The organism is Gilliamella sp. BG1 (genome assembly GCF_046635625.1).
Taxonomy (GTDB): Bacteria; Pseudomonadota; Gammaproteobacteria; order Enterobacterales; family Orbaceae; genus Gilliamella; species Gilliamella bombi.
Genome location: NZ_JBIDFG010000001.1, coordinates 1 through 25138 on the forward strand (window position 1 = coordinate 1; position 25138 = coordinate 25138).

18 protein-coding genes are annotated in these 25138 nt (G+C 33.9%); 6 read left to right on the top strand and 12 right to left on the bottom strand.

Going from position 1 to position 25138, the window contains the following annotated elements:
• Positions 1-590: 590 nt before the first annotated feature.
• A complete protein-coding gene (locus ACGH80_RS00005; RefSeq protein WP_065589605.1) occupies positions 591-1661 on the bottom strand; it encodes an acyltransferase family protein in 1071 nt (356 codons plus the stop codon).
• Between the two features lie 364 nt (positions 1662-2025).
• Between ACGH80_RS00005 and ACGH80_RS00010 the strand changes: the two genes are divergently transcribed.
• Together ACGH80_RS00010 and ACGH80_RS00015 are read left to right on the top strand one after the other, a co-directional pair.
• Positions 2026-2181, top strand: coding sequence for a hypothetical protein (locus ACGH80_RS00010; RefSeq protein ID WP_411630359.1), 156 nt, complete (start codon positions 2026-2028; stop codon positions 2179-2181).
• Between the two features lie 732 nt (positions 2182-2913).
• Positions 2914-3810 (top strand): DMT family transporter, encoded by an 897-nt coding sequence (locus ACGH80_RS00015; RefSeq protein ID WP_411630360.1) that lies wholly within the window; start codon positions 2914-2916, stop codon positions 3808-3810.
• 86 nt (positions 3811-3896) lie between these two features.
• Here ACGH80_RS00015 and ACGH80_RS00020 read toward each other — a convergent pair whose 3' ends face one another.
• On the bottom strand, positions 3897-5177 hold the full coding sequence (locus tag ACGH80_RS00020) for a virulence factor family protein (protein ID WP_411630361.1): 1281 nt from the start codon (positions 5175-5177) through the stop codon (positions 3897-3899).
• Position 5178: 1 nt separating this feature from the next.
• Positions 5179-7782, bottom strand: coding sequence for a bifunctional lysylphosphatidylglycerol flippase/synthetase MprF (gene mprF / locus ACGH80_RS00025; RefSeq protein WP_411630362.1), 2604 nt, complete (start codon positions 7780-7782; stop codon positions 5179-5181).
• A 401-nt stretch (positions 7783-8183) separates the two neighbouring features.
• Between mprF and ACGH80_RS00030 the strand changes: the two genes are divergently transcribed.
• Both ACGH80_RS00030 and ACGH80_RS00035 read left to right on the top strand, forming a co-directional pair.
• Positions 8184-9686, top strand: coding sequence for a hypothetical protein (locus ACGH80_RS00030; RefSeq protein ID WP_411630363.1), 1503 nt, complete (start codon positions 8184-8186; stop codon positions 9684-9686).
• A 17-nt stretch (positions 9687-9703) separates the two neighbouring features.
• Positions 9704-10381 carry an HD domain-containing protein gene (locus ACGH80_RS00035; RefSeq protein WP_411630364.1) on the top strand — a complete coding sequence of 226 codons (678 nt, stop codon included), beginning with the start codon at positions 9704-9706 and terminating at the stop codon, positions 10379-10381.
• A gap of 90 nt (positions 10382-10471) precedes the next feature.
• On the opposite strand, the gene ACGH80_RS00040 is transcribed toward ACGH80_RS00035, so the two are convergent.
• The 9 genes from ACGH80_RS00040 to murA form a co-directional block, all read right to left on the bottom strand.
• Positions 10472-11395 (bottom strand): AEC family transporter, encoded by a 924-nt coding sequence (locus ACGH80_RS00040; RefSeq protein WP_065609266.1) that lies wholly within the window; start codon positions 11393-11395, stop codon positions 10472-10474.
• Positions 11396-11420: 25 nt separating this feature from the next.
• Positions 11421-14075, bottom strand: a complete 2655-nt coding sequence (glnD, locus tag ACGH80_RS00045; RefSeq protein ID WP_411630365.1) for a bifunctional uridylyltransferase/uridylyl-removing protein GlnD — start codon at positions 14073-14075, stop codon at positions 11421-11423.
• A 178-nt stretch (positions 14076-14253) separates the two neighbouring features.
• Positions 14254-15384, bottom strand: a complete 1131-nt coding sequence (gene nrdB, locus ACGH80_RS00050) for a class Ia ribonucleoside-diphosphate reductase subunit beta (RefSeq protein ID WP_065608766.1) — start codon at positions 15382-15384, stop codon at positions 14254-14256.
• Positions 15385-15528: 144 nt separating this feature from the next.
• Positions 15529-17817 carry a class 1a ribonucleoside-diphosphate reductase subunit alpha gene (gene nrdA, locus ACGH80_RS00055; RefSeq protein ID WP_411630366.1) on the bottom strand — a complete coding sequence of 763 codons (2289 nt, stop codon included), beginning with the start codon at positions 17815-17817 and terminating at the stop codon, positions 15529-15531.
• Positions 17818-18513: 696 nt separating this feature from the next.
• On the bottom strand, positions 18514-18774 hold the full coding sequence (locus ACGH80_RS00060; protein ID WP_085163896.1) for a GNAT family N-acetyltransferase: 261 nt from the start codon (positions 18772-18774) through the stop codon (positions 18514-18516).
• Positions 18775-19009: 235 nt separating this feature from the next.
• On the bottom strand, positions 19010-19972 hold the full coding sequence (gene pfkA, locus ACGH80_RS00065) for a 6-phosphofructokinase (protein WP_034914458.1): 963 nt from the start codon (positions 19970-19972) through the stop codon (positions 19010-19012).
• Between the two features lie 93 nt (positions 19973-20065).
• Complete coding sequence (locus tag ACGH80_RS00070) at positions 20066-20962, bottom strand: cation diffusion facilitator family transporter (protein ID WP_065589615.1); 897 nt, start codon at positions 20960-20962, stop codon at positions 20066-20068.
• Positions 20963-20973: 11 nt separating this feature from the next.
• Positions 20974-21549, bottom strand: coding sequence for a DJ-1 family glyoxalase III (locus ACGH80_RS00075; RefSeq protein WP_174798892.1), 576 nt, complete (start codon positions 21547-21549; stop codon positions 20974-20976).
• A gap of 51 nt (positions 21550-21600) precedes the next feature.
• On the bottom strand, positions 21601-22854 hold the full coding sequence (murA, locus tag ACGH80_RS00080) for a UDP-N-acetylglucosamine 1-carboxyvinyltransferase (RefSeq protein WP_174798879.1): 1254 nt from the start codon (positions 22852-22854) through the stop codon (positions 21601-21603).
• Positions 22855-23337: 483 nt separating this feature from the next.
• Here murA and ACGH80_RS00085 point away from each other — a divergent pair, with 483 nt between their 5' ends.
• Positions 23338-24429, top strand: a complete 1092-nt coding sequence (locus tag ACGH80_RS00085) for an FAD-binding protein (protein ID WP_411630367.1) — start codon at positions 23338-23340, stop codon at positions 24427-24429.
• Positions 24430-24475: 46 nt separating this feature from the next.
• Positions 24476-25135 (top strand): carbonate dehydratase, encoded by a 660-nt coding sequence (gene can / locus ACGH80_RS00090; RefSeq protein WP_034914468.1) that lies wholly within the window; start codon positions 24476-24478, stop codon positions 25133-25135.
• Positions 25136-25138 lie beyond the last annotated feature (3 nt).

Here is a 25138-nt window from a genome sequence, read left to right on the forward strand (position 1 = left end):
TTAAAGTTTGATGCTCAATAACTGTCTCTGACATATTCAAATGAATCTTCAGTGTCACTTATCAAGACTTAATTTTTTTAGTCCGTAGACTTTAATCTTTTGTCTCGTAAGTGCCCACACAGATTGTCTGTTTCTTCTTTTTAAAGAGCTAACAGCTTACATCTCTCGTCAACCTTTCGTTGATTTAGTTCGCTGTCTCAAGGGTTGCGTATACTACGCTAACCTTTTTTATTCGTCAAGATCTTTTTTAAAATTTTTGATCTCACTTAATCACTAACTTTCCGTCTGCTTGTCGCTGACTGCGTGTCAGTGGGTGCGCATTATAGGGGCTTAAAAATTTCCTGCAAGTGTTAATTGCAATTTTTTTTTCGTTTGCATTTTATTTGTTCAAATCTACATGTTTAATATATTTGGCATAAACAAAATAAACATTATTTGCTATAGAAAAAACAATTCATTAAGTTAATTTACATGGTAAATATAAAGAACCTCATATTTTTAACGTGAATTTAGAATATTAATTTACATTCTAAGTTTTAAATTTAATAAAGATATTTCAAAGCACCAAGTCAAATAATAGATGATATTATCTAACGAATTGCACCAATAAGGTATTTTGCTTTATTTTTGAAAACTAGCGTTATTATTTTAGCGATGATGACACTTACGATTAAAGTTGACACTAAAAAGATTACAGCTCCCAATGATGCTAACCAACCGTTGTCGGTTTTGATTACATAACCTAGAGGAGAAATATACAATAGCTGTTCAAGTTCTAAAACAATAATTTCATGAATAAAATAGATAGGAAAACTAATATTTGCCATATAAGAAAAGAATTTATATAACTTCCCCTCATTCGTTTTATGATTCAGCCCATCTAAAAAATAAAGCGCTAATATAAATAAAACGATTTTTTGTAATGTATCATAATAAAGTTTTTCTACACCTAAATGACTCATATAGCGATAAGCAAATGGAACAAAAAAACATAAACTAAAAAGAAACACAACTAAGAATAAATTATCTTTAACTGTTTTGATAATAATTTGATAATTTTGTTTTATCATCATGCCAATTAAATAAACTGGTCCATAATGCAACAAATTTAAAATAGGTTGAGTAAAATCAGGTTTAGTAAACACCACAACCCAAAACATAGCAATCAGACCAGCTACAATTAAATTCTTTTTCGACCAAAAATATAATAAAGGAGCCATTAAATAAATAATGATAATCATCGGGATAAACCACAATGGTAGCAGTTGTGTTCCCGTCAGCATCATCCTAACTATTGAACTAACAACACTAGTTTCAGTCGATGAAAACCAAGGTAAATTAGATAAATACTGATAATGAAAAAAAACAAAGCAAAAAATAGATACTGAAATATAAGGACAAACAACAGTTTTAAACTTTGATAAATAATAAGTTTTGGTATCAAATTTATAAGTTAGATGTTGAAATAAAAAACCAGCAATTAATACAAAAAAAGTAGTGAAATTAAAGGCAAATAAATTTAAAAAAGAAAATAAATAACTATTAGCAATTAAATGAGTATTTTTAAACACACCCAAACAGTGACTAAAAACAATCATTATAATTGCAACACCACGTAATACATGTATAGAATGAATTTTTTGCGGTTTATCTGTTACCATTTTAGATACTGTGAATAATGAAATAAACTAGCGTACAATATCACATTTCTATGTAACTGAAACTACAATTTACAAAAATAAATGTCCAAACAAATAAAAAATAAAATATCATTTAAAATTAATTAATTATAAACATCTTTCTGAATTGACCGTGCAAATGAATTTGTGAATTTACCTATTTTGAACTACTCTAATGAGCAAAAACAAGTTAAATATAAAATGAATGAATAAAAAGTAAGACAAATGGCAGTCGAGCTAGCTAAAAACATAAAAGCGTAGGAAGATTTAGGTAAATTAACTGGTTTTATGAACAAACTAGTGATTGATACCGCATTAAATGAAAAAATAACCAAGCATCTAGGTCATGAAAAACACCAGAAAACGAAGAAGCAACACATGTAAGGGTTATAGCACAAAAACCGTTATAAGTGATGATGGCAAGTTAGAACTCACCATTTCACGAGATAGAGAAACACTGATTGAAAAAATTAATCACCGATTACAACTCCAACTTGTTTAATTGCTACTTCCAACCCTTTATCCCACATATTTTTTGCTACCTCCGTGATTTTAACAACTACATAACTAGAATTAGATGTATAACTATCGCTGTTAATTTTAGGATAGCAATTCAATCATAATTTGAATATTTAAAAATTTGTTAAAAACTTTCAGGTAACTATGTGTTTCAGTATAAAAATACAGCTTATAACAGATAAATTGGGAAATTTGTAGTATTATCATTTAGTAATTTGATTAAACTAAATGGATAAGAATGATGATTTTTATAAAAATTTAAAAATAATTTATATTAAAAATCATTAAGTTACTTTTTTTATCATTAAATATTAAGAAATATATGAAATTAAATTGAACTTTTCCCCATTTAGTTTGTCTATATTAACAGATTACGTTTTTCATTTTTTGCCTTCCATTCGAGTTTTCGGGTGGATTTTTTTTGCCTGATATTTTTTCCATTTGCATATTTTGTAAAATCCTTTCTTCTTCCATTATCTATTAAGAACTACTTGCTTTAGTTTTTTTGCTTATTTTGTTTGATATAATTTGCACTAATACGTATAGAAAGCTAGTATTGCTAGAATTTTAATTATTTAAATAGCGCCTTTTCTTTCGTTATCAAATCTTCTTATAAATTGTTTTAAATTTTTTTGAATACTACTATTTTAAATAAAAGATTAAGCAATGAACTGTACTTTGGTTGCGAAATAATTATGTGAGCAGAGAGATTATTATGTTATTTTCAAAAAGGACACAAGGGCACTTAATCGCATTAATGACAGTGTTTCTTTGGGGAACAACATTTATTGCAACTAAAGTTTTATTGACGGATTTTAAGCCAATAGAGATCTTGTTTTTTCGATTTGGACTTGGCTATCTAGCCCTTTGGATCTTATCACCGCGCTTTTTGGCTTGGCAGGGGGTTAAGCGAGAGTTTATGTTTTTATGTGCAGGGCTGTGTGGTGTAACTTGTTACTTTTTATGTGAGAATATTGCATTAACTTATACTACAGTTTCAAATGTTGGAGTAATTACCACTTTAGCACCAATATTTACTGCAATACTATCTATTTTCTTTTTAAAAACCGAAACACCACCTAAACGTTTTTATATTGGTTGTTTATTTGCAATTATTGGTGTTGGACTAATTAGCTTTAATGGTAAGTTTGTGCTTTCGTTAAATCCACTTGGTGATCTGCTTACTATGTTGGCTTGTTTATTTTGGGCTTGTTATTCGATTTTAACTAAAAAAAGTAGCAATTATGGTTACAATACTATTTTGTTAACAAGGCGATTCTTTTTTTATGGTTTGATGTTAATGTTTCCTGTGTTATCTCTCTTCGACTTTGATTGGAATTTATCACGTTTTACCGATCCCGTTAACATTTTTAATTTTTTATTCTTGGGTGTCGGTGCCTCAGCTATTTGTTTTGCTTCTTGGAATTATGCTGTTAAATTAGTAGGTGCAGTTAAAATTAGTATTTATTTATATTTAGTTCCAATTCTTACTATTATTGCGGCTGTTATTATTTTGAACGAACCTTTCACCTGGATTGCTGCTATCGGAACATTATTTACGCTTTGTGGTGTGTTATTGTCAGAAGGTAAAATTCGCATAAAAAGAAACTAATTAATTTTAATACTTATAAAAAGCCCAAAGGCACATGAGAGCTTTGGGTCTGAAAACGGTTTTTATATTTGAGATGGTTAATTAAGTTATTGCGTTCTTTTATCGATTGCATCCATGATAATTTGCCCTAAATGCTGATAATCTTCGTCAAAATGATGGCCTCCGGGTAATTTGAATGCTTCACCTTTCATTTCTGGCTGTAAACATCCAGTATCGTCTTTCTCTTCTTCACCATAAATACAAAATAGTTTACTCGCTGGTATGTTATTAACTTCTGGACCTGTTTTCATTTCATTACCAGATTGACCAAGCCAACCACTGATTTCAATTTCAAAATTAGCATTTTTTGAAAATGCGATCATCACAATCGCTTGAACACTATTTTGATCTGTAGTTGATAACCGGTTATAAAGTGCAGGTAAAATATCTCCACCGAATGAATAGCCTGTAAGCACGAAACGAGTTGTACCCCATTTTTCGCGATATTGTTGCATCAAATAGGCGAGATCTTTTGCACTACGCTCAACAGAACGGTGTTGCCAAAACAGCTTTAAAGCATCGACACCAACAACAGGGTAACCATGCGCTGCCATATATTCAGCAGATACTTTGTCTAAGTCACGCCAGCCCCCATCGCCAGAATAATAAAGAGTAACGGTTTTAGGATGAACTTCTTTACTCGTTGCGGGTAATTCAATAACAGGTAGCTGTTGGTGATCACCAAATAAAATTGAAGATAAATGCAAACTTAAAAGCTCAACAGGTGAGGTTTGGTATTCGCCAATTCCTGTGGTGACAGCAATCTTTTTCTGTTCTCGTGGGAATACGGCAACATTTTCTTCGGGTGGGTTATTCCAAATTACTTGCCACGTTCCGTGGTTAGCTTGACTTGGCAATGGATCATCACAATCTTTATGATCTAATATGAATTCTATTGATAATGCTTTAGCATCATCACTTTGCTGTTCTGCTAGCCATCGATAAGCAAAAGTGGCACCTTCTCTCATACCTGCGACAGCAAAATTAGACTCTCCTAATATGTTTACAGCTTGGTTAAAGCGATTTTTTTGCTCAGCACAAGTTGCTTGCGGTTTTAATTCAAACTGAACTAGTTTGGCGCCCATTTTTTCAGATAAGTTTAATAGTTGTTGTTCTGTAAAATGATTGTTGTTAGTTGCGACAATAATAGCCGCAGCTTCGGCTGTTTGTTTAGGTTTTGCCGATATAATAGAGAAGTCATTTTCGATTGTTATCGTTTTTACTGACGCACTATCTTGGTTTTTTATCAAATACCAACCAACAAATCCTAATAGTACTATGAGTATCATAACAATTAACAACAAAATGCCGTGTATTATTTTTTTCATATTATGATCTCTTATTCTTTTTTAATCCCGTTATTCCACCTGAAATTAGCATGGTGGTATCAATGATTGCAACTAAAGGATCAAGCCCTGCTGGAGCGGCCATATAACGTGGTTCCCAGTGTGTTGCAAACTTCTCTTTAAAGCGACGTAATCCTTGGAAGTTATAAAAACGTCCCCCCCGTCTAAAAACTAATGCACCTAGTCTTTGAATCATGGGAGCTCCTCGACGTCTTTGCATACCTGCAAGTGGAACCATCCCTAAACTGAAGAATTTAAAATCTTTTTGTTGATAATGCAAAATCAACCCAACCATTAAAAACTCCATAGTTAATTTAGGAATATCTTGGACAACACGCATTAAATCAATGCTTGCACTATAATTTTGATTTGTTTCTAGCAGATTTACAAAAGCAATAATACGACCTTCATATTTTATTGCCGCAATAGTGAAATTGTTCAAGTATTGCTCGGAAAAAGATCCTAACGAAAATTGCTTTTCTTTAGCGTGCTTGCTTTTTAACCATGCATCTGAAACTGCTTTTAATTCATCAAGTGGTGCTGTGCCTGGAGAATAAAATACTAAAGATAGACCATCTCGTTGACCACGATTCCAAGTGTAGCGAAGATCTTTATAATCTTTTGAGCTTAAATCAAATTGTTTTAAATTAACTAAGGCTTCTTCACCTAGCTTAATAGTTCTAAGACCAATATCCATATAAAAAGGTAAATTTGCTGCTTTAACTTGATAAAAAACCGGACGAAGATTATGTTGATCGCACAAATCTCGAAAAGTCCAAATTAAACTAGCACGATCAGTACTGTTTCCAATTGGATCATAAAGGGCAACCATGCTTCTGCCTCGTTTGGCATACATTATAAAAGCTGTTTGTGATTCATTAAAAAGTAATGACTTATCGCCACTCATGGCAAGCCCACCTTCAGGTTGTTTTGAATCTAAAATGATTTGATAGGCTTTATTTAGCTCGTTTTGTTCTGGTTGAGTTAGAATTGGTGGTGCAGGGCGAAATAACCAAAACAACATAATAAAGCTTAACAAAATAAAACTGCCTAAAGCGGCACGAAGAGCACGCGGTACTCGGCTGTCTAACTCAAATTGCCACCATAAATCGTGACTATAAGGAATATCTTGATATATAAATAAAATTAGCCATACAAAAAGCGCAATAATGCAAAAGCAAATGACAAAGGATTTAATTGAAAAAGGTAATATGCTTAATCGACTTTTACGATAGAAAGCATGTTTAAAATGGATTAATAATATTGCTATAATTAATAATACACTGGCTTCAATCCAATGTAATCCGCGTAAAAGCGAGCAGATACTACCTAAAAATAATAAAATAATCGAAATGCCCCATGCAAAATAGAGTCTTCGTCTTACTCCTACCGCAAGTAATAAGCATAAAACGCCAATTAAACTTGCAATTAGATGAGCAATATTGACTATTTTACTGGGGATAAAGGTGCTGACTAAATGGTGATTAAACCCAGGAAGTACACTTGAAAACATCATCACCACACCGGCAAAAAATACAGCTGCCGCCATGATGGGCGCTGCAATTCCTGTTTCTGTCTCTTTGACTTGAGGTGCGGTTAAAAAATGTTTTCCTTCATTTATTAAAAGTAAAATAGCTGCCAAAATAAGGGGGATTAAAATATAAATAATGCGATAAATGATTAATGCAACGGTTAATGAAGCTATATTAATTTCGGATGAGAATGCTGCTAGCATAATGGCTTCAAATACACCAACACCACCAGGAACGTGACTCAATACTCCAGCTACTAACGCCAGAATATAGATCATAATAAAGGTGACAAAATCAGGGTGTTTTGGTAAAAGAAAATAAAGTACTGCGCCAGCTAAAATGGCATCAAATAGAGTAATAATAAATTGGTAAGATGCTAAACGAAGATTAGGAAGACGGATAGACCATCGAAATAATTGATATAATTGGGTGTTGTTATTTGGTTTTTCTGCTAATCGCTTATTTTGCAAAAAGATAAATAGCACACCATAAAAGCAAATTACGCTACATGCAATTATCCACACACTATTTGCTGATAAATGCAAAGCTAACATCGTATTTTGGGGATGAATTAAAGCGGTAATCGCTGCTAATAGTGGTAAAGTGAATCCTAATGATAAGGTAACAAAAATTGACATTCTGGCAACATCAATAGTTGTTAATCCTTGTTTAAAATAGAGACGACAACGCACCGCACCACCAGATAATGCCGACAATCCGATTGCATTACCAATAGCTGAGGCACAAATTCCGCCTAGTACAATAGTTGCGGGTTTCAATTTGACACCCGCATAACGTGCAGCTGACCATTCGTAGCAGATCAACATTAAATAACTACCAATGGCAGATAAACACGAAAATAAAATTGTAGACATTGAAAGGTGATGAATAGCTCTTTTTAACTCATTAACATTAATTTCCTTAAGTAAGTGCCAACACACAATCAGTGCTATAAAAAAGATAGATAGACCAAATAGTAGAGCTATAAATTGGCGATAACGAGTGAAGTATTCTATTAACTGCCAAGGCAAAACTTTACGCGTTGATATTTTCACTTAATCAACTCCAATATTTGCTTTGATAATATTTTGATTCGCGCATTCTACCTTTCCATTTTAGTGAAAACAATCGTAAAAAAATAAAGAAACAATAAAAAAACATTAATTACTGAAATTTTACTATTAATATTGTATCTAGACGATGGAAAATGTCTTTTTGCATGTGATAGACAATTATTTTATTGAAATTTTTATGTAAAAAAATAGCCTTTACGCTATAATCGTGTTGACTTAATTTTTAATTTGTGAAACTAGATTTTTTGTTGAAAATGTATTTGCAAAAATCGATCATTACCAAGTAATCACTATGCGATGTGGTAAGTTGACAAGAAATTGTGCTAGCAACGTTATGGTATAGCATTTGTATGATGTGGATATTAATGTAAAGGAACATTATCATGAAGTCAAAGGTACAACATGTTAGAATAAAAAAGAAGAATAAGAGTGGGTTAATTAAGCAGTTAGCATTAAGTTATTTTCGTTTTGTTATATGTCGATTATGCTTCTGTAGCGATTTACTGTTGATGTTGCAAAAAAAACTCATCACTTTAAAATCAATTTTATTTCTGTTTTTTTGTATAGGAATTAGTCATCCTTTATTTGTATTTGGGGTATTACCTAAAGTTAAGTCTGCAAAAACCGTAAAAGAAATACAGGGTTCAGCACCTTATTTAACGTTTGATGGCGGCAAAACCCAATCATGGGATACGGATAGATTTTTAAATATTGAGCTACCTGATGGTAAGGTGCTAACACCAAAAAACAATCCCTCAACTAAAGCCAATCCGATACCATTGCCGCATGATGGTTTAAAACTTAGCGATATTAAAACGCTTATTCCATTGGGTCAAAGTGCTATTTCAATGACCGATTTGCTGAATAATAATGGTTTTTGGGCTGATAAAGATGGCGATGGTGATATTACCGCAACGGGGAATTTAACTATTATTGGTCGAGATGCCAATGGTACCGAAATGGGATTAGATGATACCTTTCAGGATTGCAATGCGCCCTATAGTGTAACAATGCAAAGTGATAATAGCATTTTATCAACGGCTTATGGCAAACCGAATTCAACTCAGATAGCAGCTAATCGCGCCACCTATTACCTAAATCCGCCTAAAGGCGCTTGTACTTATTCTGCCAAGCCTAACTTATATTTAAGTAATAGTCGTCGAAATAATTGGGGTGGGTCAAATTATTCAGGTCCACCAAGCCAATGGGATGATGCAAAAGGCTTTAAACGTCAAGATCTGAATAACCCAGCATCAAACTTCCCTACAACTGGAATGAATGGGTTATTTTTTGAGATGGATATGGTTGATAGCTTAGGCAGTGAGATGACGTTTGACAAGTCACCAGCTACATCGGGTATTGATTTAACTATAACGGGCAATGGCAGCATTGCCAAGATTCGATTAGTCGGACCCAAAGAGGGGGCTAGCGCTGCCGAGGCAGCAACCGCAGTGCCGACGACCTTTATCTTATATTCCGATAAAGCCAAAACCAATAAAGTATATAGTTTTACCATCAAAAAATGGTTTATCGCAAGAAAGGATTATAGTGGTAGCAATCGTAGTTATGCTCAGGCTGAACAATACTGTAATCAATTGGGCTATCAAATACCTACAGTTGATCAACTGACTAATGCTAATTCTCAAGAGTGGAATCAAGGTTTAGCTGGTCAAGGTAATAACTACCAACGTCGTATTGGTGGTGGGCTTTTAGCTGAGTGGGGGGATGTGTATGATTACCGATATCCTGGTACCAATATGGAAAACTATGCTGTTTATTGGACTCAAAATACATATAATTACGAATCCCTCTATAACCTTGCAGTATATGCTAAGGATGGAGCCATTGGTGTTAGACCGTATGGAAATACAGTTTGTGTAAATTAAATTAGCAAAATAATATTATGAATAATAAAAATGATAAGCAACAACAGGGGATTATTCAAGCTATACAATCTTTTGTTAAACAGAAATTATCCAATGATTTTTCAGGTCATGATATGGCACACATTGAACGTGTTGTAAAGTTAGCAAAAAAGATTTTACAGCATGAACCAAAAGCGAACGGTTTTATTGTGATTGTTAGCGCTTATTTACATGATGTGATTGATGAAAAAGTGGTTGCTGATGTAAGTCAAGCAATAATGGAATTGCGTGATTATTTAACGTCTCTAAAACTTACCGACACCGAAATTAAGATGATTTTTGCTATCATCGAGAATATGTCATATCGAAAAAATCTTAATCAGAAAAAAGAATTATCACTAGAAGGGCAGATCGTACAAGATGCCGATCGTTTAGATGCATTGGGTGCAATTGGTATTGCTCGCACCTTTTATTATGGCGGTAATAAGCATAATATTATGTACGATCCTAATATTTCACCACGAACTGCACTGGATGAAAATAATTATAAACATCCTAATACCGTTATTAATCATTTTTATGAAAAACTTTTTTTACTTAAAGATATGATGAATACCCCCATAGCAAAAAAGCTAGCCGAGCCAAGACATCATTTTTTAGTTCAGTTTGTTAAACAATTTGAAAAAGAATGGCAAGGAGAGGATTATTCTTACTGAAAATTAGTTTATCGATAATAGTTAGAGTATGAATAATTAATTTTTGAAAAATTTGTATAACGCCTGCCTCTTTTAAGAAGGCAGGTTTTACTAAAATGGAATTGGTGTTCCAACTAATCCGAGTACAATAGGAAGAGTGATCAAGCTTAATAAAGTACTGAGCAAGGTCGCACTTGATACCAGTTCTGGATGAGTATCAAATTGTACTGACATTAATGTGGTATTGGCGGCACTTGGCATTGCAGCTAGGACAATTAAAACTTGTTTATAAACAGGCTCAATTGGCATAAAGTAAACCATACAAAATGCCACAATTGGTGAAATCACCATACGTGCAAGCAAGGCAAATGAGATTTTAGGATAATCAAGCTGAGTAAGTTTTATTTTTGCCAGTTGCATGCCCAAAATAATCATGATCACTACAATTGATGCGTCACCGATCATTCCGATTGAAGTCATAATCGATTTAGATAAAGGGATGTGGCACAATTGGAAAATAATACCTAAAAAAGCGCCATACGCTACAGGCATGCGAATAACTTTATTAATAACGTCTTTTTGATTTACAATGTCACTATGAGCGCTACCTTTAGCCGCATAGTAAATGCCGACAGTGCTCATTACAAACTGTTGTAATACCATCATTATTACGCCAAGATCAAAGCCGACTGCTCCAAAAAAGATTAATAGTACAGGAGTGCCATAGTTACCATTGTTCATAAAACAGGAACTCAAAATCATTGCACAGCGCTCTTTAACTGAATACTTCATGAGTATCGACCAAATTGAGACAATAATAACTAATGAAAAGCATAAACCAAAGACATAACCAATATAAAATAGATAATCTGTGGTTAAAGTATGAGTATAAAACGTTTTAAATGCCAAAAAGGGCGATAGCACATAAAGTGACATTTTCGATAGGTTGGCGACATCAAATTTTAAGGCTTTTTGTGCGATAAAACCTACAATAAAGATACAAAAAATAGGAAATAAAATAATAAAAAATTGCATAAGTTATATCTTTTGGTTAATTAAATTAATTCATTGAATCAAAAGCTATAATGATTGATTCTCGAAGTTTTTGACATGTTTCATCATCAAGCGCTTGATTGTTTTTATCAGTTAGAATAAACAGATCTTCAATATGTTCGCCGATAGTTGCTATTTTAGCGCTCCGTAATGATAAATCTAAATTAGCAAATATTTCGCCCACACAAGCCAGCAATCCCGGTCTATCAAGTGCTATGAGCTTCATATAGGTTTGGCTGTCATTAAAGGCTGAAAGAAAGTTAACCTGAGTCGGCACTGAAAACGATCGCAATCGTTGTTTCGGTGGTTTTATGGTGACAGGTTTGTATACAGGTTGTTGTAGTGCTTTATCAAGTGCATTTACTAGACCTTGGTTTCTATCTTCTTGTACAGTCTGTCCATTAGGCTCTAATACGATAAATGTATCGAGTGCAAATCCTTTTTTATTCGTAATGATAAGTGCATCATGAATAGTTAAATTATGCATACTTAGCGTATTACACACAGTTGCAAATAGATAAGGTCTATCTGGCGAATAAATAAAAAGCTCACTACCACCATGAGATGGATTTGGATTTATGGCTACTAATGTTTTGCCCAAGTCATGTTGCAATAGAATTTTTGCATGCCATACAATTTGTTCGGTTGTATAACGGACAAAGTAGTCAATGCGATAGTTTTGCCAAAGCTCTTTAATAATTTGTTCATCATAATTTTGTTTAACTAAAATGGTTAATGCTTCTTGCTTATTTTTACGTGCAACACTTCGCTGTTCGGGTATTTGGTGTATACCAGAGTCAAAGGAATTTGCTGCACTAAGATAGAGTTCGCGCATTAAACTTTGTTTCCAATTATTCCAAAGCGTTTCGTTTGTAGCACAAACATCAGCTACTGTTAGGCATAACAAATACTGTAAGCGACGCTTACTTTTGACCAATTGAACAAATTCTCCAATTACCGCAGGGTCTTGTAAATCTCTGCTTTGAGCAGTAACAGACATCAGTAAGTGATAACGTACTAGCCAGCAAATTAAATCAGTATCTTTGGTTTCGAGTTCGTGTAGTTGACAAAATTTTTCAACTAAATGAGCGCCAATTTCCGAGTGATCGCCATGCCTACCTTTGCCAATATCATGAAATAGACCAGCAATTACCAATAATTCGAGTTTAGGTAATTTAGCAAATACTTTTGCACTATTAGGATGTTTTTGTTTGCCACTTTCGGTTTTAAGACTATCAAGTTCAAGCAGTAAGCGGATAGTATGTTCATCAACAGTGTAAGCATGGAACAGATCAAATTGCATCATCCCAGATATATGCTTCCAACCCGGTATATAGACAGAAAGTATACCGTATTTATGCATTGGTAAAATGGCTTTATTAATTGCATCTGGGTGCTTGATAATCGACATGAAAAGCACTCTTGCTTTGGCATCTTCACAAAGTAAAGTGGTTAGTGTGCGCCGAGCGGAACGTAATTGTCTAATTGTATTAGAATACACTCCTGTAATTTGAGGATTCAACAAAATAGTGTGAAAAAGCTGCATAATCATGACGGGATCTTTTTTGAAAATGTCATTATCTTTTACATCAATTAGGTTGTCTCGAACTTGAAAATATTTATCAATATCGTAAGGTTTGTTGTGTGGATTATGTTCAAGTATAGATTCATAAAACAGTTGTAATAACATTTGATTAAGTTCAGTAATATTGTGAGCAACACGATAATAATCATGCATCATTTTCTCAACAGGAGCATTACCTTCGCCTTGATAACCTAACATGTTAGCAATGCTTAACTGACGATCGAATAACAAACGATTATCATAACGAGTTATGACACAATGAAGCGCAAAACGTATTCTCCATAAAAATTTACGACAAGTTTTAAAGTCTTCAATATCTTCAGGGGTTAAATAGTTGAAATCAGCTATTTTTTGTAGAAATTCGCCACCAAAGTGACGAATCGCTATCCATTGAATAATTTGCATATCTCGCAATCCACCTGGACTATTTTTCAAATCAGGCTCTAGGTTATAAGAGGTGCTGTGATATTGCTTATGACGTTCATGTTGTTCTTGTATTTTTGCCTTATAAAAAGCACGAGACGGCCAGATTTTATCGCTAAAAATTTGCTTGTGTAGTTCATCTAATAGTAATTGATTGCCAGAAATAAGCCTTGATTCAATCAAATTAGTCATTATTGTGATATCATTTTTTGCTTCTTGTAGACAGATTCTTAATGTTCTAACACTGTGCCCTATATCTAAATGTAAATCCCATAACAAGCGAACTAAATCACTGATCTGTTTTTCTATCTCTTTAGTCAACGGATAATCACTTAAAATTAAAATATCAATATCTGACAGTGGGTGTAATTCCGCTCGACCATAACCACCAACAGCAATCAAAGCGATACGATTACGTTTAAAGAAGGAAGAAACATGTTTAGGTATTTGATAAAAACGCCATAAGCGCTCAAGTAAACGGTCAATAAATTGACTGCGTAAATGCACTAAGGTATCAATGTCAGCTTGTTGTTCAAACTGGACCATGGACCACTGTTGAAACTCCTCAAGCTGCTGTTTTAGATATGTAATATTTATCTGTTCATCATTGAAATTAAGTGGAGAGACTGGGTAACACAAATGGGTTTTAGTCATAGATATATTATCAAATTAAGACAATTCAATAGCTATATCGTTACCCGATTTTAAATGACTGTCAAGCTACGGTTAGAAGAAAGAAAATTATTATTAATTGATATTAACAACAAAAAAGGAACAATAATTTGTTCCCTTTGTCAAAAAGTTTCAGGTAAGTATGTGTTTGAGTATAAAATTATAAAGTAAAATCGCTTAAATCATCTTCATTAATTTCAGAATCAATTTGTCCAACTAAATATGAGCTCATTTCGGCTTCTTGTGGTGCTACTTGCACATTATCGGAAACAAGCCAGTTATTAATCCATGGAATTGGATTGGATTTAGCTTCAAAAGGTAATTTTAGTCCGACCGCTTGCATACGAATGTTCGTTATATACTCGACATATTGGCATAATATATCTTTATTTAAACCAATCATTGAGCCGCCCTCAAACAGGTATTCTGCCCATTGTTTTTCTTGATTAGCGGCTTGTAAAAATAAGTTATAACAATCTTGTTCACACTCTTTGGCAATTTCAGCCATTTCGGGATCGTCTTCACCACTGCGTAGTGTGTTGATCATAAACTGAGTACCAGTTAAATGTAGCGCTTCGTCGCGGGCAATAAGTTTAATGATTTTGGCATTCCCTTCCATTAGTTCTCGTTCAGCAAAAGCAAATGAGCAGGCAAAACTAACATAGAAGCGAATAGCCTCAAGTGCATTGACACTCATTAAACATAAGTAAAGTTTCTTTTTAAGTTCACGTAAATTAATGCAAACAGTGCGATTATTGATGTTATGTTCACCCTCACCAAATAAATTATAGTAACTTGCATAGCTAATAAGATCATCATAATAACCTGCAATGTCCCCAGCACGTTTTTGAATTTCTTTATTTGTGACAATATCATCAAAAACCACAGATGGATCGTTAACGATATTACGAATGATATGAGTATATGAACGAGAATGAATGGTTTCAGAAAACGACCAAGTTTCTACCCATGTTTCCAATTCAGGTATTGAAATAAGTGGCAGTAAAGCAACATTAGGGCTACGACCTTGGATGGAATCAAGCAGAGTTTGATATTTTAAATTGCTGATAAAAATATGTTTTTCATGCTCTGGTAACGCAGCATAATCAATACGGTCTTGTGAAATATCGACTTCTTCTGGGCGCCAAAAAAAAGAAAGTTGTTTTTCAATTAGCTTTTCAAACATCTCATATTTTTGTTGATCATAACGCGCAACATTCACTGATTGTCCAAGGAACATTGGTTCTTTAAGCTGGTCGTTATGCACTTGCGAAAAGGTACTGTAATTCATACTCATAAAAGAACTCCTACTCATTTACTGTTGCTTTTACCGCTTCCTTTTGACAGTGTAAAAGGCAAGTTGAATGGGGAAATTACTAGTTTTCCCCGATAAAAAATTGAATTTTAGCGTGTAGCTATTTAGTTTTAATCAAGGTTAAATTTTGCAAGCACCACCTTCACAGCCATCATCCGAATGGGTTGTTGGAACAATATCACCTTGAATATCTTCAGCGCCATCGCGTGTATTATGATAATAGAGTGTTTTTACGCCAAATTTATAAGCAGTCAATAAGTCTGATAATAGCTGTTTCATGGGTACTTTATTATTTGGGAACTTAGCTGGGTCATAATTAGTATTAGCAGAAATTGATTGATCAATAAATTTCTGCATGATGCCAACTAATTGTAAATAACCAGTGTTATTTGGAATTTGCCAAAGTAATTCGTAAAAATTTTTCAGATGGTTATACTCAGGAACCACTTGTTTTAAAATACCATCTTTTGATGCTTTTACACTAATAAAACCACGTGGTGGTTCAATACCATTTGTTGCATTGGAAATTTGTGACGAAGTTTCTGATGGCATTAATGCCGATAATGTCGAATTACGAAGTCCATAGGTTTTAATTGATGCTCGTAGTGATTCCCAGTCATAGTGTAACGGCTCTTTAGTAATGGTATCTAAATCTTTTTTATAAGTATCAATAGGTAAAATACCTTGCGAATATGTGGTTTGACTAAATAATGGGCAGGCACCCTTTTCTTTAGCTAGATTATTCGATGCTTTTAGCAAATAGTATTGCATTGCTTCAAAGGTACGGTGAGTTAAATTGTTGGCGCTGCCATCGGAATATTTAACCCCATGTTTTGCTAAATAATAGGCATAGTTAATAACACCAATACCTAATGTACGACGATTTAATGAAGAATGACGAGCTGCAGGTACAGGGTAATCTTGGTAATCAAGTAGTGAATCAAGAGCGCGTACTGCTAAATCGGCTAGTTCTTCAAAGTCATCTAGGGATTCTATTTTACCTAAATTAAAGGCTGATAATGTGCAAAGGGCAATTTCGCCATGTTCATCATTAACGTTGTTAAGCGGTTTTGTTGGCAGTGCGATTTCCATACATAAATTAGATTGATGAACAGGTGCTAATTGTGCATTAAATGGGCTGTGAGTATTACAGTGATCGACATTTTGGATATAAATACGTCCAGTTGATGCTCGCTCTTGCATTAATAATGCAAAGAGTTCAACGGCTTTAACTTCGCGTTTACGAATATTTGGATCTTGTTCATATTGTTTATAAAGTGTTTCAAATTTATCTTGATCGGCAAAGAAAGCATCATAAAGACCAGGAACGTCCGATGGGCTAAATAAGGTAATATTTTCGTTTTTGATTAAACGTTGATACATTAATTTATTGATTTGTACGCCATAGTCTAAATGGCGGACACGATTTTCTTCAACGCCACGGTTGTTACGTAATACTAATAAACTTTCAACTTCTAAATGCCAAAGAGGATAGAAAACAGTTGCTGCTCCTCCTCGCACACCACCTTGCGAACAAGATTTAACCGCTGTTTGGAAATATTTATAAAATGGAATGCAGCCTGTATGAAAAGCTTCACCACCACGAATTGAGCTTCCTAACGCACGAATTCGCCCTGCATTAACCCCAATTCCAGCCCGTTGTGATACATATTTAACAATAGCGCTTGCTGTGGCGTTAATAGAATCTAAACTATCATCACATTCAATTAATACGCAAGAACTGAACTGTCGAGTAGGAGTGCGAACCCCCGCCATAATTGGCGTTGGTAGCGAAATTTTAAAGGTTGAAACGGCATCATAAAAGCGTTTGATATAACTAAGACGTGTATCTTTAGGATAATTAGCGAAAAGGCAAGCTGCAACTAGAATATATAAAAACTGCGCGCTTTCATAAATCTCGCCAGTGACACGATTTTGTACTAGATATTTTCCTTCAAGTTGTTTAACTGCGGCATACGAAAAAGACATATCTCGCCAGTGATCGATAATCTTATCCATTTGTTCAAATTCTTCTTGCGTATAATCTTCAAGCAAGTGTTTATCATAAAGCTCGTTATCGACCAATTTTTTAACGTGTTCATAAAGTGAAGGTGGGATAAATTGATTAAAGGCTTTTTTACGTAAATGAAAGATTGCTAAGCGTGCAGCTAAATATTGATAGTCTGGCGCTTCTTGTGAGATCAGATCGGCTGCAGCACGAATAATTGTCTCATGAATATCCGATGTACGAATGCCATCATAAAATTGAATATGTGAACGTAATTCAACCTGAGAAACAGAAACATTTTCTAATCCTTCAGCAGCCCATGTAATAACACGGTGGATTTTATCAAGGTTTATTGGTTCTTTCTTTCCATCTCGTTTGGTAACGAGTATTGATTTATTCATTCTTTCATTCCAATGTTAAAGTATATTTTTAATTATGATAATTGATATTTATCAAAATATACAATATGTAGTACCTATTAATTAAATTTATCACTATATGTAGTATTATTAATCAATAGTGCAGATTTATTAATTAAAATAAAACGTTATTGATTTTAATAGCTAGAATTTATTTTTTCATAAAAAATGAAAAAAAGAACTTATGCCAGTTACCGTCGTGCTGTCGATATCATTTAATTGATTATCGACAAAGTAAAAATTTGTGTAAAGCGATAACAAAAAATTTGAAAGCGATTTATCAGGCTACAACAGAACAGCAAGCACAAGCATTTACGCATTTTGGGTCAATTTGGGTTGAAAAGTAGGGCTATACTAGCCAGCCGTAGCGTATAGGAACTGGGAAAACCTCAGCACCTTGTACTTACCCGTTGACATTCGCAAAGCAAATTTACATTACCAATGCAATAGAGTCTTTAAACAGTCCTATTCGCCATATCATCAAGAAATGTAAAGTTTTACAAACAGATAAATCAGTTAAAAAAGTCATTTTTTGGACAATACCACACGCTTGTAATAAATTGGCTATATCAATCCAAAACTTAAAAAAATGCTATAAGTCGGTTCATTATAAAATTTGGTGACTGAATCAACCGTCACCTTGAATAGGTAAATACACAAAATTTAGGGTAGTGCCTTTCAATCTGATTTTCTAGTTAATTTCTTAATAGCAAACGAGCAAATAGGAATAATCTCACGCTTTTCTTGCTGTAATTTTTCTACTACAAGGTCTAATAAATTATCTGCAATACCTTGACCACGATACGCAGAATCAACATAAGTATGATTAATAGTAGCTTTATCTTTCCCTACCCTTGCAAAGGTCATTTCAGCTATTTCTTTATTATTAGCATCACAAGCATAAAAACGATCATTATCTTCTAAAAAATGTAGTGTCATAAAATTACCAATATAACATTGTAATTAGTTTACTATGATTCACATCCATACTTGATAAATAAAAACTCTTTTATTATTAAAAGCAGCCTAATTCCATATCGACTCATTTTAAAGGAGTTAGTAGATAAACAAATAGGTGACTGTCATAAAATATCATTTTTACCAGTTCACCTATTAATAAAACAATCAGATATTTATCTACTACTAATTATGCTTAAATGGCACAATTAACAATTTAAAATAATCGTTTGGCTGTATTGTATAGATCCATATCAAATGGACGCTTCATATTATTGATAGCATCTATAATATCGTGATGTACTAATTTACCATTTTGTACGCCAACGCTTCTACCTGCATAGCCTTGTAGCAGTAATTCAACAGCATAAGCCCCCATACGAGACCCCAAAATACGATCATAAGGGACAGGAGAACCACCACGTTGAACGTGCCCTAATACTGTGGCACGAGTTTCGTGATGAACAGCAGCTTCAATGTCTACTGCAAGTTGATTTACATCACACATATGTTCTGTAACAGTCACAATTGCATGTTTTTTACCTTTTGCAAAGCCTAGTTTAATTTCTTCGATTAGATCTTCCTTCGTATAAGAAACCTCTGGAATAATCATAAATTCACAACCACCAGCAACTGCTGCATTTAAGGTTAAATCACCACAATCTCTCCCCATTATTTCAATAACTGAAATTCGGTTATGTGAAGAACAAGTATCACGTAATCTATCGATTGCTTCAACTGCAGTACTAAGTGCCGTAAAATACCCTATAGTATAATCAGTACCACGAATATCATTATCAATAGTTCCTGGTAAACCAATACATGGAAAACCTTCTTCAGTTAATCGCATTGCGCCCATATATGAACCATCACCACCAATAACAACTAAAGCATCAATTTGATGTTTTTTTAGATTAGCAATGGCTTTTTGTCTTACAGCTTTATCTTTAAACTCTGGAAATCTAGCCGAACCAAGAAATGTACCACCACGAGTAATAATATCAGATACACTTGAACGCTTTAGTTGAACAATGCGATCTTCACAAAGTCCCATATAACCATCATAAACACCAAAAACATCCAACCCTTCTGATAATGCTGTTCTCACTACACCTCGAATAGCAGCATTCATTCCTGGAGCATCGCCACCACTGGTTAAAATACCTATTTTTTTTATCATATAAAATAACTCCAAATTATTAACTTTTAGTTATTATAGAGTCTTAACAGATATCTAACAATAGACAATAAAAGCTATTTTTGATTAAGTTTTCTACTTCATCATTTCGATGGGCACAACAGAAATTGGATCTTGATGAATAATCACCGTTGCAGGAGAAAATTCTTTAGAAATATGTTTTTCAATAGCATCAGCAATGGCATGAGCAGTGATTAAAGGCATATCATCGTCTAATTCAAGATGCAATTGAATAAATTTGAGAGGGCCTGCTTGGCGGGTCTTTAGATCATGAAAACCTCTTACATCTGGATATGAAGCAACAATTTCAGCTATTCGCAAATTATCACTATCTGGTAAAGCATGATCTAATAGGTCTTTAATTGCATTATGTGCAATGTGATAAGCATTATAACAAATATACAAAGCAATAAAAATTGCAAAAGCCGCATCAGCATAAGTAATGCCATACCAACTTAAACAAAGTGCAATTATAACAGCAATATTCAACAACATGTCGGAAGAATAATGCAACATATCGGCTTGAATAGCATTACTTTTAGTGATTTTTACAACATATCTTTGATACAAAACAAGAATGCATGTCACTACAGCAGAAACAGTTGAGACAATAATCCCCAATAAAGGTTCCTGCAGTTCATTCGGATAAATAAAAGAGCGAATGCTAGAAAGTAATAAAATTATTGCAGAACCAATAATAAACGCACTTTGTAATAATCCTGCCAAAGATTCGGCCTTGCCATGACCAAAAGTATGATCAGCATCTGCAGGCTTTAGTGCATAACGAACTAAAAAAAAGTTAACACCAGAAGCAAGTAAATCGATACTTGAATCTAATAATGAAGCAAATAAACTTATTGAACCAGTAAACCAACAAGTAATAAATTTAATTAAAATTAAGGAAATAGAGATTGAAACGGCACCTAGCGTCGCTCTTTTAACTAATTTTTCATACAAATGTGAATTTGACATTTAGTACCTATTTATTGATAGGATTCAATTCCCAAAGGAAGAACTAATTGCCGAGCAATTTCAGCTGCTTTTATTCGGCCTAACAACGCATCTATAATTTTTAAAGCAAAATCAATAGACGTTGCGGGACCTTGGCTAGTAATAACTTTATACAACTCATCAAAATAAACTCTATCGGACTTCCAATTTTTAAACGCCTCTTTAGTGGTTGGATAACCAGTCATATATGCGTGTGGAAATAAGTTATGATGTTGTAAAACCATAGCTGGAGAAGCACAGATTGCAGCAACAATACCGCCACTTTGGTGCGTTTGTTTCAATTTTTCGATTAACAATGGACAATCTCGAAAATTTTCAGCACCTTTAACACCTCCAGGTAAAACAACAACATCAAAATCAATGTATTGAACATCCGAAAGTATTTTTTTGGCCAAAATGGTTACCCCTCGAGAACATTCAATTTCACGAGAATTTGAAATACTTGCAGTAGTAACTTTAATATCAGCTCGGGTTAATAAATCGATAGTGGTTACTGCTTCTGTTTCTTCACAACCATTCGATAAAAACACCAATGCTTGCTTTGTCATCATTACGCTCCTTTTGAAAAAACAACTTATTAATTTTTTATCGAAAATGAATTATTTCACCCTTTCAATATTGGCGCCTAATTTTCTTAATTTTGCTTCAATATTGTCATAGCCTCGATCTATATGGTAAATACGATCAACAGTGGTTAAACCTTCAGCAATACAACCAGCTAAAACTAGACTCGCTGACGCCCGCAAATCCGTCGCCATCACTTGTGCACCGCTCAATGTTTCAACACCATGGGTAATTAAGGTATTACCTTCAATTTCTGCTTTTGCACCCATGCGAATTAGCTCAGGAACATGCATAAATCGATTTTCGAAAATGGTTTCTTTAATGATTCCTGTACCTTCAGCAACCATATTTAGCAATGAGAATTGTGCTTGCATATCAGTAGGAAAACCTGGATGCGGAGCAGTATGAATGTTAACAGCTTTTGCCCTTTTTCCTTGCATATCTAAACAAATCCAATCTTCACCTACCTCAATCTTAGCACCAGCTTCCTTCAATTTAGAAAGCACCGCATCAAGTAGGGTTGGATCAGTTTTACGGCAAGTGATTTTACTTCTAGATATAGCTGCCGCAACTAAAAAAGTCCCTGTTTCAATACGATCAGGAACTATTTCATGTATACCACCACCTAAACGTTCAACCCCTTCTATCTCAATACGCATTGTACCAGCACCAGTAATTTTAGCGCCTAACATATTTAAGAATTTAGCGGTATCAACAATTTCAGGTTCACATGCTGCATTTTCGATGATAGTTTTGCCTTCAGCTAAAGTTGCGGCTGACATAATCGTAACGGTCGCGCCAACACTCACTTTATCCATGACAATATGAGTACCTTTTAGTTTTCCATTGACTGACGCTTTAACATAGCCTTCATCAAGTGCGATTGTCGCACCAAGTTGTTCAAGACCACTAATATGAAGATCAACAGGTCTTGCACCAATAGCACAACCGCCAGGTAATGAAACTTGTCCTTGCCCAAAACGAGCGACAAGAGGGCCTAAAGCCCAAATTGAAGCACGCATAGTTTTTACTAGCTCATAAGGTGCACAGTAGTTATTCAGATGACCTGCATCAAGGTAAATAGAATCATTTCGTTCATATTTTACACCTAGCTGGCCTAGCAATTCCAAAGTTGTATCGATATCTTTTAATTTAGGAACATTTCGAAGTTCTACTGGTTTTTCTGCCAAAATTGCAGAAAATAAAATGGGTAGCGCAGCATTTTTTGCGCCAGAAATAACCACTTCGCCATTTAGCGATGTTGGACCTGTTACGTGAAACTTTTCCATTGTTAACTCTTATGCGTGATAAATTGGCGATTATTATAGAAGCTATTTACTAATAGTTAAATGAATTTCATTAAAAATTAAAAATATCGCTTTTTTGAGATCAATAAAAACAACTAAAAATCAATAAGTTAAAAATTTTATCTTATTTTGAATCTAGTAAATAATTACGATTAATCAATGATTGACTCAAACAAATTAGCGCCTTATAGTGAATATACTATTTTCACATACAATTTGGGTTATATGACATATACCGCAAGATGTCCTTATATCAATACGATAATATTCAGTCGAGGGAAAAATATATTTGATTCACTTGCAAAAACAAGTCAGATTAATAACAAAAATAAATTCATTAAAAAAGAACGTTTATATCTAATTTTATACTGAAACACATAGTTACCTGAAACTTTTTTACAAGTTAACTGGCATAGAGAAGTGCTCATCTTTAATAGTCACACATAATTTAATTTGCTAACATAAATGGCTTTTAAACATGGTAAAAAAGAACTACACAATAACATGGATTACGATATCGCGATTATAGGACTAGGGCCTGCTGGCAGTACGCTAGCCCGTTTACTGAGTCCTTCATTCAAAGTCATTGCATTAGATACAAAACATAAAACGGGAAATGGCGGATTTCATAAACCTTGTGGGGGACTATTAGCAGATGATGCACAAAAAGCCTTTGCTAGGCAAAATATAAACTTACCCGCTGATATTTTAACTGATCCTCAAATTTTTAATGTCAGAACTTATGACTTACAAACCAAACTTATTCGCAACTATCAGCGAAGTTATGTGAGTTTTGATCGGCACAAATTTGATCTGTGGCTAAAGTCACTAATACCATCAAATGTAACCGTTCTTCATAATACACTCTGTAAAGAAGTAAGGCGCATTATTGATGGTTATCAGATCACTTATCTTGATGAAAATAAAAATGAACACAACGCCACTGCTCAATATGTGGTCGGTGCTGACGGTGCCAATTCTCTGGTTAGACGAATGCGATATCCTCAACATACGATAAGACAATATGTAGCGATACAACAATGGTTTATAGAGCAACATCCAACTCCATTTAATTCTTGTATATTCGACAATGAATTAACAAATTGCTACTCGTGGAGTATTTCAAAAAATGGTTATTTTATCTTTGGCGGTGCTTTTCCTAAAAAAGTAGCGAATCAAAATTTTGAACAATTAAAAGAAAAATTGACTACACAAGGTTTTATTTTTGGCAAACCTCTCAAAACAGAAAAATGTTTAGTGGTTTATCCAAATCGGCTACGTGATTTTTATACTGGTAATGAAAATATTTTTTTAATTGGTGAAGCTGCTGGTTTTATTAGTGCAAGTTCGTTAGAAGGTATTAGCTATGCTTTAGATAGCGCTGAAATTTTAAGTAAAATATTAAATAGTGGCCATCCAAAACCTAATAAATGTTATTATCAACGTACAATACCATTACGCTTCAAACTTTATAGTAAAATTGTTAAAGCCAAACTATTAACAACTCCTTTGTGGCGTAAATTAATAATGAAAAGTAAGATTCAGCATATTGAATAACTTAAAATAAAAAAATAATAATGAAATATATTGGGAAATATTAATTATGTTTGATGTAAACGATCTGATCCGTTTTAACCACGAATGGTCAGAAAAAATAGAGCAAGAAGATCCTGAATTTTTTAAACAACTTGCAGTTGAACAAAATCCTAAATTTTTATGGATCGGCTGTTCAGACAGTCGTGTGTCAGCAGAAAAACTCATTAAGTTAAAGCCAGGTGAGTTATTTGTGCATCGTAATGTCGGTAATCTTGTAATACACACTGATTTAAACTGTTTATCTGTCGTTCAATATGCAGTGGATGTACTTAAAATTGAAGATATCATTGTTTGTGGTCATTTAGGTTGTGGTGGAATTCGTGATGCGGTTGAAAATCCTGATTTAGGGCTAATTAATAACTGGTTACTGCATATTCGTGATCTTTGGTTTCGAAACAGCTCACTTCTAGGGGAATTTCCACCCGATATCCGTTTGGATGTTTTATGTGAACTTAATGTAATCGAACAAGTCTACAATCTTGGACACTCTACAATTATTCAATCTGCATGGCAACGAGGTCAAAAGGTTAATTTGCATGGTTGGGTTTATGGAATTCATAATGGCAAAATTACTGATTTGCATATCACTTCATCAAGTAGCGAAAATCTTGAAATTAACTACCGAGAAGCTATTTCTTATCTTCTAAATTTACATAAATCTCACTAATTA